Below are 14,389 nucleotides of genomic sequence, written 5' to 3'. Positions count from 1 at the left end.
GCTTGTTTGAATGTGCTTAATAATATAAAGGAGTCCCGTGATGAACCACTCGCCCGCTTACCCGCATCTGTTTCGACCACTGACTGTTGGCCATTTAACGCTACCTAATCGCGTATTAATGGGGTCAATGCACACCAATTTAGAAGAAGCTCCCAACGGTTTTGAGCGTCTGGCAGCCTTTTATGCTGAGCGAGCTCGCGCGGGTGTTAGTCTGATTGTAACGGGCGGTATTGCTCCTAATGCTGAAGGCGCTGTGTTCCAAGGGGCAAATGCACTCACCGACGAGTCTCAGCTAACTGAGCACAAGGGCGTTGTTGATGCCGTTCATGACGCGGGCGGGCATCTGTGTATGCAGATTCTCCATGCCGGGCGCTATGCCTATTCACCTGAACTGGTGGCTCCCTCTGCGCTACAGGCACCGATCAACCCGTTTATGCCCCGGGCTCTGTCTAGCGATGAGGTTGAGCAGCAGATAGACGACTATGTACGCTGTGCACAGCTCGCCCAGCAGGCGGGTTACGACGGTGTTGAAGTGATGGGGTCTGAAGGTTACTTGATCAACCAGTTTATTTGTCGTCGCACCAATCAGCGTGATGATGAGTGGGGCGGTGATTTTGAGCGACGTATTCGCTTTCCGATCGAAATTGTGAAACGTATTCGCGCGGCGGTGGGCGAGCGCTTCTTGATGATCTTTCGCCTGTCGATGATTGATCTGGTGGAAGAAGGCAGCACATGGGAAGAAGTGGTGCAGCTTGGCCAGGCCATTGAAGCTGCGGGCGCAAATGTGATTAACACTGGTATTGGCTGGCACGAAGCTCGAGTGCCAACCATTGTAACCAGCGTACCTCGTGCAGCGTTTACCGAAGTTACCAAACGTATTAAATCAGCACTATCCATCCCGCTGATCACCACCAACCGTATCAATATGCCCGAGGTTGCTGAGCGCGTGCTAGCAGAGGGGCATGCCGATATGGTGTCGATGGCACGCCCGTTTTTGGCTGACCCTGAATGGGTGCGTAAAGCCGAGGCGGGCCTTTCAGACGAAATTAATACCTGTATTGCCTGTAACCAAGCCTGCCTAGACCACACCTTTATGGGCAAGCTCACATCATGCTTGGTTAACCCCAGGGCGTGTCATGAAACAGAGTTAACCCTCGAACCCACGCAAACACCTAAGCGGGTAGCGGTTGTCGGTGGGGGCCCCGCGGGGCTTGCCACCGCCGTGGCCGCTGCCAGTCGGGGGCATAACGTGGTGCTGTTTGAGCGACGTAGCGAGCTGGGTGGGCAGTTTAATTACGCCCGTAAAATTCCAGGTAAAGAAGAATTTAACGAAACGTTGCGCTACTTCCGAGTAATGCTAGAAAAACATGCGGTGGATGTTCGCCTAAATACAGCGGCTACCCTCGATACATTAGCTGAATTTGACGAGGTAGTGATTGCCACCGGCGTGATTCCCCGTGAACTTGCGCTACCAGGGGCTGACCATGCCAGCGTGCTTAGCTACGCTGAGGCCATTGAGCACCCTGAGCGTGTGGGCCGGCGCGTAGCCGTGATTGGCGCGGGTGGTATTGGCTTTGATGTTTCAGAGCTGCTCGCCGACCAGGGGCATCCTGAAATGGATGTGGCAGCCTGGTGTGATGAGTGGGGCGTTGACCTTGCCGTGGGCGATCGTGGTGGTCTGAAACCGCCAATGCCACCAGTTTCTCTTCGTGACATTGTTATGCTTCAACGCAAAAGCTCTAAACCAGGTAAGAACCTAGGTAAAACGTCGGGTTGGGTACACCGCGCATCACTAAAACAACGGGGCGTTAAAACCCTCACTGGCTGCGAGTATTTGAAAATTGATGATGCCGGCCTTCACATTCGCCGAGATGGCGAGGAGCAGGTGCTGGCGGTGGATACTGTCGTGGTATGCGCTGGGCAGGAGTCGGTTCGCGAGCTTATCGCGCCTTTAAGCCAGGCGGGAGCATGCTTTCATGTGATTGGCGGTGCCGATGAAGCTGCTGAGCTAGACGCAAAGCGGGCCATTGATCAAGGCACACGTCTTGCCGCTTCCCTTTAGCGGTAGGCACAAGCGAGTCAGGCGGGTGACGTAAGCGTTGAAATGGCGATAGACTGGTCGATCAGTGTAGCTGTTAACCACAGTTAACAAATTAAGGCGTGAGTGGCACCCAGCTCGCGCCGTAAGACCGTCAGATAAAAGGACTATCGTCATGACCTCGGAGTGTACCCCACGATTTTTAGCCAGTGACAACACCTCAGGTATCTGCCCAGAGGCTATGGAATACCTGATGGAAGCCAATCAAGCCGATGATTTGGCCTACGGCAATGACCGTTGGACTGCCCGTGCGGCAGATCGTTTTCGTGAAATGTTTGACTACGATTGCGATGTTTTTTTTGTGTTTAACGGTACTGCAGCAAACTCACTGGCACTTTCCGCAATGGGGCGCAGCTACCACAGCGTTATTTGTCATGAATTGGCCCACATTGAAACCGATGAGTGTGGTGGCCCTGAGTTCTTTTCTAACGGCGCTAAACTGCTGACCTCTTCGGGGGCTAACGGCAAGCTAACGCCCCAGGGTATTGAGGCGCTGGTCACTAAACGCAGCGATATTCATTATCCTAAGCCTAAAGTGGTGTCGCTTACCCAGGCGACAGAAGTCGGCACGGTTTACTCTCGAGAAGAGTTACTCGCGATACGTGCCATGGCAGACAAGCACGATTTACGCCTGCATATGGACGGCGCGCGGTTCGCCAATGCTTGCGCTGGTCTCAATGCAAGCCCTGCCGAGCTAACGTGGCAGGTAGGCGTCGATGTGTTGTGCTTTTCGGGAACCAAAAACGGGTTAGCGTTTGGTGAGGCGATTCTGTTTTTCAACCGTGATTTGGCTGAGGATTTTTCCTACCGCTGCAAACAGGCAGGTCAACTGGCTTCGAAAATGCGCTACGTTTCTGCCCCATGGCTAGGATTGTTGGAAAGCGGCGCGTGGTTAACCAACGCTGAGCATGCGAATGCCATGGCACGTTATTTATCCGAAGGGCTGCAAGCACTACCTGGCGTTTCCCTGATGTTTCCGACCCAGGCGAATAGTGTTTTCGTTGAATTTCCTCCTCATGCAATCGAGGCGTTGAAAGCCAAAGGATGGACTTTCTATACCTTTATTGGAGCGGGCGGTGCGCGTTTTGTATGCGCTTGGAACACCACCGTTGAATTGCTGGATCAACTGTTGGCAGATGTGAAAGAAGTGCTGGAATAATACTGCCTAAGCAGCGTCTACTAGACGCATTGTTGCCCGCCATTGCGCCGCCTTTCAGGCGGCGCTGTGCGTTCTGAGCAGCGTTTTCAAGGGCGCCGCACATTCAACGCAACTTAATCTCTCCTACTGTGCTCAAATTGTTAAACATTGTGCGTTGAAGGTTTAGTCATCACTTTTTGCTAATGCTGACTACGCTGATAGAGCAACACCTCGTATTGCACACCGCTTGATGTTTGGGCTTGGCGGTAGCTGCTGGGGGATGGGCCACAGGAGAGTTCCATGAGCATCTTTGATCACGTTCAAGACCGATTTGCCCGCGTTCAGCAAGAGGACATGAGCCTAGAGGAGTATCTGGCGCTTTGTCGCCGTGATCCAAAGGTTTATGCCAGCGCCTCAGAGCGTATGCTGGAAGCCATTGGCGAGCCTGAAGTGATCGACACGGCGAAAGACCCGCGTCTATCACGCATTTTCTCGAACAAGGTGATTCGCCGCTATCCTGCTTTTGCTGAATTTCATGGTATGGAAGAAGCTATCGAGCAAATTGTGTCGTACTTCCGTCATGCCGCGCAGGGATTAGAAGAGCGTAAGCAAATTCTCTATTTACTGGGGCCAGTCGGTGGCGGTAAGTCGTCGCTGGCTGAGCGCTTGAAGCTGTTGATGGAACGTATTCCGTTCTATGCCATTAAAGACTCGCCAGTGTATGAATCACCACTAGGACTTTTTTCGCCAGAAGAAGATGGTGAGCTTCTGGAGCAAGAGTACGGCATTCCCCAGCGCTATCTGCGCAGTGTGATGTCGCCATGGGCGGCGAAGCGCTTAAAAGAAGCGGGCGGCGATATTTCTCAGTTTCGAGTGGTGCGCCTTTATCCCTCGCGGTTGAATCAAATTGCCATCTCTAAAACTGAGCCTGGCGATGAAAATAACCAGGATATTTCTTCGCTAGTGGGTAAAGTCGATATTCGTCAGTTGGAGCTTTACTCTCAAGATGACCCCGACGCCTATAGCTTCTCTGGGGGGCTTTGCCGCGCTAACCAGGGGTTGATGGAGTTCGTTGAGATGTTTAAAGCGCCGATTAAGGTGCTGCATCCATTACTTACCGCCACCCAAGAAGGTAACTACAACCCTACCGAAGGCATGGGAGCAATTCCTTTTGACGGTGTGATTTTAGCGCACTCTAACGAATCGGAATGGCAGGCATTTCGCAATAACCGCAATAACGAGGCATTTTTGGATCGTGTTTATATCGTCAAAGTGCCTTACTGTCTGCGGGTCTCCGAAGAGATCAAGATTTACCAAAAACTGCTCGAAGACTCCTCGCTTAACGCAGCTCCTTGCGCCCCTGATACGCTGCGTATGTTGGCGCAGTTCTCAGTGCTTTCGCGGCTAAAAGTACCAGAAAACTCTAGCATCTACTCCAAAATGCGCGTTTATGACGGTGAAAATCTGAAAGACACCGATCCTCGAGCGAAGTCGATTCAGGAGTATCGTGATGCGGCGGGTGTGGATGAGGGCATGCAGGGATTGTCTACCCGTTTCGCCTTCAAGATACTTTCTAAAGTGTTTAACTTCGATGGCACTGAAGTCGCAGCGAACCCTGTGCATTTGCTGTACGTACTTGAGCAAGCATTAGAGAGGGAACAGCTGCCTTCGGAGGTGTTTGAACGCTACATCGGCTTTATTAAAGAGTTTCTGGCACCGCGCTATGTCGATTTCATTGGTAAGGAAATCCAAACGGCGTACCTGGAATCTTACAGCGAGTATGGGCAGAACATCTTTGATCGCTATGTGACCTACGCGGATTTCTGGATTCAAGACCAGGAGTATCGCGATCCCGAAACGGGCGAACTGTTGAACCGTCAGTCACTGAATGACGAACTGGAAAAAATTGAGAAACCAGCAGGTATCTCTAACCCGAAAGACTTCCGGCACGAAGTGGTTAATTTCGTATTACGGGCACGTGCGCAAAACAATGGCATGAATCCCAGCTGGCAGTCTTATGAAAAGCTCAAAGGCGTTATCGAGCATAAGATGTTTGCTAATACTGAAGAGCTATTACCGGTTATTTCGTTTAATGCGAAGGCGTCGAAGTCGGATCAGAAGAAGCACGAGGACTTTGTGGCGCGCATGGTGGATCGTGGCTATACCGAGAAACAGGTTCGGCTGCTTTCCGAGTGGTACCTACGCGTGCGCAAGTCCCAGTAGCGGATAATCGGGAGGTCGTATGACCTACTTTATTGATCGAAGGCCTAACGCTAAGCATAAAAGTGCGGTCAATCGGCAGCGCTTTTTGGAACGTTATCGCAAGCATATCAAGCGCTCGGTGGAGGAGGCGGTTAACCGCCGCTCCATTACCGATATGGAACGAGGGGAAAAGGTATCTATTCCAACCAAGGATATCTCTGAGCCGGTGTTTCAGCATGGTCCGGGTGGTGCGCGCAATATCGTATCGCCAGGCAACAAAGAGTTTTTAGAAGGGGATAAAATTCGCCGCCCTGGTGGTCAGGGCGGCGGAGATGGTACTGGCGAAGGAGGAGCTTCCAATCAAGGAGAAGGAGACGACGAGTTTGCATTTACCCTGAGCCGCGAGGAGTTTTTGGAGTTTGTGTTTGATGGTCTTGAGTTGCCGCATTTGCAGCGCAAACCATTGAAGTCACTTGAAGAAATAAAAATGGTGCGTGCGGGGCTTGCGCGTGACGGGGTTCCGTCGCGAATCAGTATTACCCGATCAATGCGTGAAGCTTACGCGCGCCGCATTGCCATGCGCGCGCCCATTAAGCGAGCCTTGAAAGAAGCTCAAGAGGCGCTCGCTGCAGAAGAACGCAAGGATCCGGTGTTGCGCAACCCGGCGAGAATTGTTGAGCTAAAGGCAGAAATAGAACGCTTGGAAAAGCGCATTGAAGGGGTACCGTTTATCGATACCTATGACCTGCGTTATCACCAGTTATCGGCCCAACCTCAACCTTCGAGTCAGGCAGTGATGTTCTGTGTCATGGACGTTTCTGGTTCCATGACTCAAAACCACAAAGATATCGCTAAACGCTTCTTCTTACTGCTCTATTTGTTTTTGGAAAAGCATTACGAAAAAGTAGAGCTGGTATTTGTGCGCCACCACACGGCAGCACGAGAGGTCAATGAGGAGGAGTTTTTCTACTCCCGTGAAACCGGTGGCACGATCGTTTCCAGCGCGCTCACCTTGGTAAATAAAATCATCGAAAAACGCTATCCCGCTGGGCAGTGGAATCTCTATATCGCCCAGGCGTCGGATGGCGATAACTGGGATGATGACTCGAATATTTGTCGGGACTTACTGGTTAAACAGCTTATGCCGCAGTTGCAGTACTACGCTTATGTGGAAATTACCCCCCATGAGCATCAGTCGCTGTGGCATGAATATGAAACGGTCGCCGCGCAATTCCCCGAACGGTTTGCGATGCGCCAAATTGTCGATGCCGGGGATATCTATCCTGTCTTCCGTGAGCTGTTTAAACGTCGGTTGAGTCAAGAGCAGTAACGCGAACCGAGGAGTACGCCATGAGTGTAGCCCGTAAGCCAATAGCGACCGGTTCCGACTGGAATTTTAGTGTGTTGGAGCGCTTCGATGAGGAGCTCGCTAGGCTCGCCGATGAGTACCGCCTAGATACTTATCCAAATCAGATAGAAGTTATTACCACTGAACAGATGATGGATGCCTACGCGAGCGTAGGGATGCCGGTAGGCTATCACCACTGGTCGTTTGGTAAGCAGTTTCTTGCCGTTGAACAAGCCTATAAGCGCGGCCAGATGGGGCTTGCCTATGAGTTGGTGATTAATTCCAACCCATGTATCGCCTATCTAATGGAAGAGAACACGCTAATGATGCAGGTGTTGGTCATTGCGCATGCCTGCTATGGGCATAACTCTTTCTTTAAAGGCAATTACTTGTTCCGCGCCTGGACCGATGCTGATTCCATCGTTGATTACCTAGTATTTGCTCGTAAGTATATTGCTCAGTGCGAAGAGCGCCACGGTGTCCATGCAGTAGAGCAATTGTTAGATGCTTGTCACGCTCTCCAAAACTACGGTGTCGACCGTTACAAGCGCCCCTCACCTATTTCTGCTGAAGAAGAGGTAAGGCGTCAAGAAGAGCGCGAAGCCTACCTGCAAACCCAGGTCAATATGTTGTGGCGCACAATCCCTGATGCGCCTAATGGAATTCCTTCGCTGCCGGGTAGCCTGCACAGTGATGCAGACCCACTAGGCTTGCACAGTGGGGGGCTTTATCCCTCTGAACCACAAGAGAACTTGCTCTACTTTATTGAAAAAAACGCGCCGCTTTTGGCTCCCTGGCAGCGTGAAATTGTGCGTATCGTGCGTAAACTGGCGCAGTATTTTTATCCCCAGCGACAAACCCAGGTAATGAATGAAGGGTGGGCTTGCTTTTGGCACTATACGCTGATGAATCGCTTGTATGATGAAGGAAAGGTTGATGAAGGCTTGATGCTGGAGTTTTTGCAATCCCATGCCGCGGTTATCAATCAGCCAGGTTTTGATAGCCCGCACTACAGCGGCCTTAATCCCTACGCGTTGGGATTTGCGATCTTTATGGATATTAAGCGGATTTGTGATGCGCCAACGGATGAAGACCGGGAGTGGTTTCCCGATATAGCGGGTAGTCCGTGGCGTGATACCGTTGAGTTTGCAATGCGAAACTTCAAGGATGAATCGTTTATACAGCAGTTTTTATCCCCTAAGGTAATACGCGATCTCAAGCTGTTCTTAATTGTTGATGATGATCAGATGGAAACACTGGAAGTCGCCGCAATTCACAATGAGCGGGGTTACCGGCGAGTGCGAGAGGCGCTTTCAACTCAATACGCGTTATCGGTGCGTGAGCCCAATATTCAAGTTGTCGAAGCGGCTATACGTGGGGATCGTTCGCTGACTTTGCACCATGTACAAGATAGCCGTCGGCCCCTTGGTCGCAGCGTATATCCTGTGATTCGCCATTTGCAGCAGCTATGGGGATTCCCGGTGCATTTGGTCTCAATGGAAGAGGGGCGCGTAACGCGGCGTTACCAGTGGCCGATTGAGGAGGAAAACAAAGAAGTGAGTTAACGTTAAACAATTACCCCGCGGCAAGCGCGGGGTAGTCTTCAAGCCTAGTTATTTCATCAATATTAGTTGACTACTAACATTAGCTCTGGGCAGTCCAGGACTGGCACCAACCGTCCGGTTCTACGCTGTTTTGCGGGAACAGCTGGCAACCTTCAGTTTCTGCATTAAAGAACATGCAGTTTGAGCACAGCTCCCCTTCCTCATAGGCAGGGTGATCGCTTGCGTCACTGGCTACTTCAACGTAATTAAGTGCCTGGGCAGTAGAGTCAGATGGGTCAAGGCGAGGCAGTTCCTGGGCAAAAGCAGTCTTTGACAGGATACCAGCACCAAATGGCAGGGCGGCGAGGCCCATTACGCTGTTACGCATGAACTTACGGCGGCTCTGATTAGCCATGGTGTCTCCTTAGCGTCACGGTTTGACGTTTTGCTTATGTTATTGGGTGGTGAACCACCTCTAATACTCCGACAAAGCTTATAAGCCGGAGTTCTCCAGTACATGCTAGCGCATGCTCAAAATTAGTGCGAATAACCTTATGAAAAGCGCGACAATTGGCCACGCCATGGAGTGGTGCTTGGTCTTGGCAAACAGCCTGTTATACTCGCCTCTGGTTGCTGATTAGATTGTTATTAACGCTGTTGTTGGGGGTGCTATGCAAAACGCTGTGATTTTAATCAATACTGAGAAAGGCCAGGTAAAAGCAGTTGCGGAGCGCCTTGCTGATGTAGACGGTATCAGTGAAGTCTATTCGACGTGTGGTCGCTATGATTTGGTCGCTATTGCTCGAACCCCTGATTTTGAAAGCCTTGCCGAACTGGTCACTGAACGCCTAAATGCTGTCGAGGGTATTAGCGATACCGAAACGCTTAATGCAATGCAGGTGCACTCTCGTCACGACCTAGAAACGATGTTCTCCCTGGGCTGGTAACCGATAAATAACCTGACATAAAAAGCAGGATGCAGAATCATTATTATAGGGAGTAAGTCTGTTGGGGAGATCGCTTTCGCGCTGGCGTCGTCAGGGAAAACGCCTTGGTATCGCCGTGCTTTTTGTCATTGTGGGAACGGGGCTTTGGGAGTTTCAGGAGCGTCAGCTTCAGGACGACTATACATGGATGGGGGTGCCTACTTGGGATGGGTTTCATCCAACAACATTTCACCGTGTGCTGAGAAACGATGGCTTCTTAGCGGGGTGGTCGGATGTGCGGGCAAACCCACTTTGGGTCAGTTATCAGGTTGAAGCAGTGTCTGATGATACTCGTATTGGGCCGCGGCCTAATTTTAAAGCTGACTGGCGCACGTTATGGCCAATAGGTACGGATAGCTATTCCGGCAGTGGTTATGATCGCGGACACTTAGCACCTAACTATGCCATTGCAGCGGTCCATGGTCGTAACGCTCAGGTCGATACCTTCTTGATGAGTAACATGACACCTCAGCGGCCTAATTTGAATCGCCAGCTTTGGCAGCGTCTTGAAGAATCGGTGATGGATCACTTTGCACCACGCTTTGATCGCTTGCAGGTGATTACTGGGCCAATTTTTCCCGAGCACTTTATGGACAATGCATTTAATCGCGTTGGTTTTGTGGAAGTGCCAGAAGCATTTTATAAGATCATCGTTGTGCCAGATGAAGAGGCTCCGCTGGCGCTTGCCTTTATCATGCCGCAAGACGTTCGTGGTAATGAACCGTTAGATGATTATCTGGTAACTATCGATGAGATAGAGACGCGTACAGGGCTGAATTTTTTCCCTGATTTGCCGGCAGAGCGTGAAGCTGTATTGGAAGGGCAATTGCGCACTCAAGGCTGGGCGCTAGAAGAGGTGGCGCGACGTCCAGGGCGTTTTCAATAATACAAAACACCGTGAGAGCGAAGAGTTATGCTTGAGCGGTTTTTTAGCAGGCCTTTCTAGATATCTAGATAAATAGTAATAACGGCAAGAAATGTGCGTGGTAGAAAAGGAGTGTGGCAAAAAGAGAATGTGGCAGATAAATTGCTGAGAAGCGGATGATGAAATGTTGATCAGAGCTGATGTGAATTGAACCCTTGAAATGGTGCCCAGGAGAGGACTTGAACCTCCACGTCCATACGGACACTAGCACCTGAAGCTAGCGCGTCTACCAATTCCGCCACCTGGGCACATCATTTTTGCTACTGGATCTTACTGCTGTCTGTATTCGTATGGTGCCCAGGAGAGGACTTGAACCTCCACGTCCATACGGACACTAGCACCTGAAGCTAGCGCGTCTACCAATTCCGCCACCTGGGCGAATACAAACATCTTGCTAATGCTTTTTCTCACTACTATTTCTAATACGACTGCTTGCTGCTGCACCATTTACATCATGAAAAGGGGGTAACATGATACAAGATGGTGCCCAGAAGAGGACTTGAACCTCCACGTCCATACGGACACTAGCACCTGAAGCTAGCGCGTCTACCAATTCCGCCATCTGGGCAAGTGGCGCGTATGATACCGAGGCCTCGTTTAATTGCAAGACCCGGTAACTGTTTTTTATCACTAAAATCGTACAATTGCCGTGCTAGGTGGTTGGGTGATTGAGCGGGCAGCGCTATAATGCAGTTATGACCAAACAAAACATGATGTTTTTCAGTCGATCAATGGCTGAATCCCCCCGCCCGCAGCGCACTGCGCCTGCGCAAACTGTCTGCCTCCCGCAAACGCAATCAAGGATGTTGATCGCATGAAGTACTGGACGTTGAGTGATGATCCGCACGCCGAGCGCGAGGCGCAAAAGTATGATAATCCTGCGCCCAGCCGCGAGTATTTATTAGCTGCCCTGGAAACGTACGGCAAGCCAATTACCCACGAAAACATGAGTCGCATGCTCGGTATTGAAGATGAAGATCATCTTGAAGCTGTTCGCCGACGTATGGCTGCCATGGAGCGTGATGGACAGGTGCTGCGCGATCGCCGCGGTGCTTATGCATTAATTGACAAGCTTGACCTTATTAAAGGGAAGGTACTTGGCCACCGAGATGGCTTTGGCTTCCTGCTGCGTGATGATGGTAAAAAGCCGGACTTAGTATTACCGCCGCGTCAGATGCGCCGTGTTTTCCATGGCGATTATGTGCTGGCGCGTATTAGTGGCCGAGACCGTCGCGGTCGTGATGAGGCCACCATTGCCGATGTAATTGCGCGAAATACCCAAACAATCGTGGGTGTATACCGTAGTAATTCACCTGAGTTTGGCGTGCTGATTCCTGAGAATCCCCGCATTACCCAGGAAGTTATTATTCCTCATACCGCAAGTGCTGGTGCAAAAGACGGGCAGGTGATATCAGCGAAAATCGTTCAGCAACCGGCTACGCGAGTTCAGCCAGTTGGTGAAGTTATCGAAGTGCTGGGTGAACGGATGGATCCTGGCATGGAAATAGATATCGCGATTCGTAGCTACGATATACCCGCTGAGTTTCCGCCAGAAGTGCTTGACCAAACTAGCGGTATTTCAGCAGAAGTATTAGAGGAAGATAAGCAACACCGTGTCGATCTGCGTGAGCTTCCGTTGGTTACCATTGACGATGAATCCGCCAAAGACTTTGACGATGCGGTGTGCGCTTGGAAGACCAAGTCGGGCAGTTGGAAGCTGCTGGTAGCGATTGCCGATGTATCGCACTACGTGCGCCCTGGCACCGCGCTTGATGATGAGGCGCGTACGCGGGGTAACTCGGTGTACTTCCCAGGCCAAGTTGTGCCGATGCTGCCTGAGCTGCTCTCAAATGGCTTGTGTTCGTTAAATCCCCAAGTAGATCGCCTTGTGATGGTCTGCGAGATGAATATCTCCAAGACGGGCGCTATTAGCCGCTACTCATTCTATGAGGCGGTAATGAACTCCCATGCTCGCCTGACCTATAACAAGGTGGCGGCCATTCTCGATAATGAGAGTGACGAGGGTGAAGTGCTGCGCAATGAACACAAGGCATTAGTGAAGCCGCTGCAAAATTTGCACGAGCTTTATGGCCTGCTTCGTAGTGCCCGGGAAGAGCGTGGTGCAATTGATTTTGATACCACCGAAACGGCGATTATCTTTAATGATGAGCGCAAAATTGAAAAAATCGTACCGCGCACCCGTAACGATGCTCATAAGTTAATTGAGGAGTGTATGCTGGCGGCCAACGTGGCTACCGCTCGGTTCCTTGATAAGCACGACCTGCCCGCTCTTTATCGTATTCACGAGCGCCCGACGCCAGAACGCCTTGATAAGCTGCGCCTGTTTTTAAGCGAGCTGGGGCTTTCCGTTGGTGGCGGCGACATGCCGACGCCTCAGGATTATCAAGCGTTACGTGAGGCGATAATTGATCGCCCAGATGCTGACATCATACAAACTGTCATGTTGCGCTCAATGAACCAGGCGGTGTATTCACCCCAGAATGAGGGCCATTTTGGCTTGGCTTACCAGGCCTATGCGCACTTCACTTCGCCGATTCGTCGTTATCCCGACCTGTTGGTACACCGTGCTATTCGCTCGGTTATTCGTGGGCCACGACAAACCAATACGGTTGTTCGGGTAGAAGGCGCGCCTGTCGATCCGCCAAGCAAGTGGTGCCCTTATACCTTCGAGCAAATGCTTGAGCTGGGTGAGCACTGCTCGATGACCGAGCGGCGGGCTGATGAGGCAACTCGTGATGTTGAAAGCTGGCTCAAGTGTGAGTTCATGTCCGACAAGCTAGGCGAAACGTTCGAAGGTACTATCGCCTCAGTGACTCAGTTTGGCCTGTTTGTACGTCTGGATGACTTCTATGTCGAAGGGTTGGTGCATGTCACCTCGCTGCCCTCTGACTACTACCACTATGAAGCAGAAAAGCATCGCCTCAAAGGTGAGCGCACAGGCACAACCTACCGTTTGGGTGACGGGCTTACGGTTCAGGTCGCGCGGGTAGACATGGATGATCGTAAGATCGACTTTGGACTAGCTGACGAGAAGCCCCGTCCTCGCCGCCAGCCGCGCAAGCGCCGCGGTGGAGAAGGTGGTGCTGGAGGAGAGGCGGGCGCTGACAAGGCAGCGGCATCAGCTGATAAGCAGCCGACGCGCCGCGGGCCAAGACGCACGCGTAATGGCCCGCGTAAACCATCACCGAATAAGGGTTGAGCATGAAATCGTCGTCGTCTCGACGTGGCTCGCGTCCGGCTGTTCGTACTCCGGATGGGCTAGACCAAGTGTATGGCGTTCACGCCCTGGAAAGTCTGCTGGACCGGGACGAAACGCCGGTTGAGTTGTGGGTGCAGCAGGGAGCGGGTAACCGCTTGAAGGAAGTGGTTGCGAGTGCTCAGTCCCGTGGCGCACGAATTAAAGAGCAGCCCCGTGACCTGTTAGATCAGCTTACTCAAGGTGCAGCCCACCAAGGCGTTGTGGCTTTTTGCCCCCCGTTGGTTCCTGAAGGGGAGGAGTCGCTATGGTTGAAGCTACGCGCATGGCAAGCGTCTGCACCGCCGTTATTGTTAGTGCTGGATGGTGTTACCGATGTGCATAATTTCGGTGCGTGCCTGCGCAGCGCGGATGCCGCTGGGGCCCATGGTGTGATTGTTGCCAAAGATAAAGCCGCGCCGCTGAACGCGACGGTGCGGAAAGTAGCTTGCGGCGCAGCCGAGGTAGTGCCTGTTTATCAGGTTACTAACCTATCTCGTACATTGGCCAAACTAAAAGATGCCGGTGTATGGATTACCGGTACCGCTGGTGAAGCGGAAGCTAGCTTGTTTGAGATTGATATGACCGGCCCGACTGCGTTAGTGATGGGGGCTGAAGGGAAGGGCATGCGTCGGTTAACTCGGGAAGCCTGCGATAACTTGGCAAAGTTGCCCATGGCCGGGCAGGTGTCCAGTCTGAACGTATCGGTCGCGACAGGCATTTGCTTGTTTGAAGCAGTTCGACAGAGGCAGCTTGCAAGTTAAGCACCAGCCCACTAGAATGCCTGCGCCCGTTTAATTTTAAGCGGGCGCTCGTATTGGTTAACAGTTAATACGAAAAACAGTTCTGCTTGATGTCCCAAATGACACCGTTCACGGTGAACAAAGGGCAT

The 14,389-nt window shown here is 51.7% G+C and carries 10 protein-coding genes and 3 tRNA genes; 9 read left to right on the top strand and 4 right to left on the bottom strand.

Translation table 11 applies throughout. From position 1 onward, the window contains the following. Nucleotides 1–40 precede the first annotated feature (40 nt). The 5 genes from B6A39_RS13090 to B6A39_RS13070 all read left to right on the top strand — a co-directional run bounded on the left by B6A39_RS13090 (nucleotide 41) and on the right by B6A39_RS13070 (nucleotide 8,351). A complete protein-coding gene (locus B6A39_RS13090; RefSeq protein ID WP_083006384.1) occupies nucleotides 41–2,062 on the top strand; it encodes an NADPH-dependent 2,4-dienoyl-CoA reductase in 2,022 nt (673 codons plus the stop codon). Between the two features lie 151 nt (nucleotides 2,063–2,213). After that, the gene (locus B6A39_RS13085) at nucleotides 2,214–3,257 is read left to right on the top strand and encodes a threonine aldolase family protein (RefSeq protein ID WP_083006382.1); all 1,044 of its coding nucleotides are present in this window, start codon (nucleotides 2,214–2,216) and stop codon (nucleotides 3,255–3,257) included. Nucleotides 3,258–3,536: 279 nt separating this feature from the next. Continuing rightward, nucleotides 3,537–5,459 carry a PrkA family serine protein kinase gene (locus tag B6A39_RS13080; RefSeq protein ID WP_038476995.1) on the top strand — a complete coding sequence of 641 codons (1,923 nt, stop codon included), beginning with the start codon at nucleotides 3,537–3,539 and terminating at the stop codon, nucleotides 5,457–5,459. A 19-nt stretch (nucleotides 5,460–5,478) separates the two neighbouring features. Further along, on the top strand, nucleotides 5,479–6,768 hold the full coding sequence (locus B6A39_RS13075) for a YeaH/YhbH family protein (RefSeq protein WP_083006380.1): 1,290 nt from the start codon (nucleotides 5,479–5,481) through the stop codon (nucleotides 6,766–6,768). Between the two features lie 20 nt (nucleotides 6,769–6,788). Further along, the gene (locus B6A39_RS13070; RefSeq protein ID WP_083006378.1) at nucleotides 6,789–8,351 is read left to right on the top strand and encodes a SpoVR family protein; all 1,563 of its coding nucleotides are present in this window, start codon (nucleotides 6,789–6,791) and stop codon (nucleotides 8,349–8,351) included. 79 nt (nucleotides 8,352–8,430) lie between these two features. On the opposite strand, the gene B6A39_RS13065 is transcribed toward B6A39_RS13070, so the two are convergent. Beyond that, the gene (locus tag B6A39_RS13065) at nucleotides 8,431–8,745 is read right to left on the bottom strand and encodes a high-potential iron-sulfur protein (protein ID WP_083006376.1); all 315 of its coding nucleotides are present in this window, start codon (nucleotides 8,743–8,745) and stop codon (nucleotides 8,431–8,433) included. A 256-nt stretch (nucleotides 8,746–9,001) separates the two neighbouring features. On the opposite strand from B6A39_RS13065, the gene B6A39_RS13060 reads away from it, so the two are divergent. After that, nucleotides 9,002–9,277 (top strand): Lrp/AsnC family transcriptional regulator, encoded by a 276-nt coding sequence (locus B6A39_RS13060; RefSeq protein WP_009721675.1) that lies wholly within the window; start codon nucleotides 9,002–9,004, stop codon nucleotides 9,275–9,277. 61 nt (nucleotides 9,278–9,338) lie between these two features. Beyond that, nucleotides 9,339–10,202 carry a DNA/RNA non-specific endonuclease gene (locus B6A39_RS13055; RefSeq protein WP_083006374.1) on the top strand — a complete coding sequence of 288 codons (864 nt, stop codon included), beginning with the start codon at nucleotides 9,339–9,341 and terminating at the stop codon, nucleotides 10,200–10,202. Nucleotides 10,203–10,402: 200 nt separating this feature from the next. Here B6A39_RS13055 and B6A39_RS13050 read toward each other — a convergent pair. The 3 genes from B6A39_RS13050 to B6A39_RS13040 all read right to left on the bottom strand — a co-directional run bounded on the left by B6A39_RS13050 (nucleotide 10,403) and on the right by B6A39_RS13040 (nucleotide 10,809). Next, nucleotides 10,403–10,489, bottom strand: a tRNA-Leu gene (locus B6A39_RS13050). Nucleotides 10,490–10,532: 43 nt separating this feature from the next. Then, nucleotides 10,533–10,619: transfer RNA gene (locus tag B6A39_RS13045), tRNA-Leu, on the bottom strand. Between the two features lie 103 nt (nucleotides 10,620–10,722). Continuing rightward, a tRNA-Leu gene (locus tag B6A39_RS13040) sits at nucleotides 10,723–10,809 on the bottom strand. Between the two features lie 246 nt (nucleotides 10,810–11,055). On the opposite strand from B6A39_RS13040, the gene rnr reads away from it, so the two are divergent. After that, on the top strand, nucleotides 11,056–13,461 hold the full coding sequence (gene rnr / locus B6A39_RS13035; protein ID WP_083006372.1) for a ribonuclease R: 2,406 nt from the start codon (nucleotides 11,056–11,058) through the stop codon (nucleotides 13,459–13,461). A gap of 2 nt (nucleotides 13,462–13,463) precedes the next feature. Beyond that, nucleotides 13,464–14,261: a 23S rRNA (guanosine(2251)-2'-O)-methyltransferase RlmB gene (rlmB, locus tag B6A39_RS13030; protein WP_083006369.1), complete on the top strand. Its 798-nt coding sequence runs from the start codon at nucleotides 13,464–13,466 to the stop codon at nucleotides 14,259–14,261. Nucleotides 14,262–14,389 lie beyond the last annotated feature (128 nt).

This window comes from Halomonas sp. GT (assembly GCF_002082565.1).
Taxonomy (GTDB): domain Bacteria; phylum Pseudomonadota; class Gammaproteobacteria; order Pseudomonadales; family Halomonadaceae; genus Vreelandella.
The sequence above is the reverse complement of the archived record's forward strand: the minus strand, read 5'-3'. Positions and strand labels throughout refer to the sequence as shown.

Bases quoted from the DNA above. Each gene is read 5' to 3' on its own strand.
- B6A39_RS13090 (WP_083006384.1), top strand. From the start codon at position 41: ATGAACCACTCGCCCGCTTACCCGCATCTGTTTCGACCACTGACTGTT.
- B6A39_RS13085 (WP_083006382.1), top strand. From the start codon at position 2,214: ATGACCTCGGAGTGTACCCCACGATTTTTAGCCAGTGACAACACCTCA.
- B6A39_RS13080 (WP_038476995.1), top strand. From the start codon at position 3,537: ATGAGCATCTTTGATCACGTTCAAGACCGATTTGCCCGCGTTCAGCAA.
- B6A39_RS13075 (WP_083006380.1), top strand. From the start codon at position 5,479: ATGACCTACTTTATTGATCGAAGGCCTAACGCTAAGCATAAAAGTGCG.
- B6A39_RS13070 (WP_083006378.1), top strand. From the start codon at position 6,789: ATGAGTGTAGCCCGTAAGCCAATAGCGACCGGTTCCGACTGGAATTTT.
- B6A39_RS13065 (WP_083006376.1), bottom strand. From the start codon at position 8,745: ATGGCTAATCAGAGCCGCCGTAAGTTCATGCGTAACAGCGTAATGGGC.
- B6A39_RS13060 (WP_009721675.1), top strand. From the start codon at position 9,002: ATGCAAAACGCTGTGATTTTAATCAATACTGAGAAAGGCCAGGTAAAA.
- rnr (WP_083006372.1), top strand. From the start codon at position 11,056: ATGAAGTACTGGACGTTGAGTGATGATCCGCACGCCGAGCGCGAGGCG.
- rlmB (WP_083006369.1), top strand. From the start codon at position 13,464: ATGAAATCGTCGTCGTCTCGACGTGGCTCGCGTCCGGCTGTTCGTACT.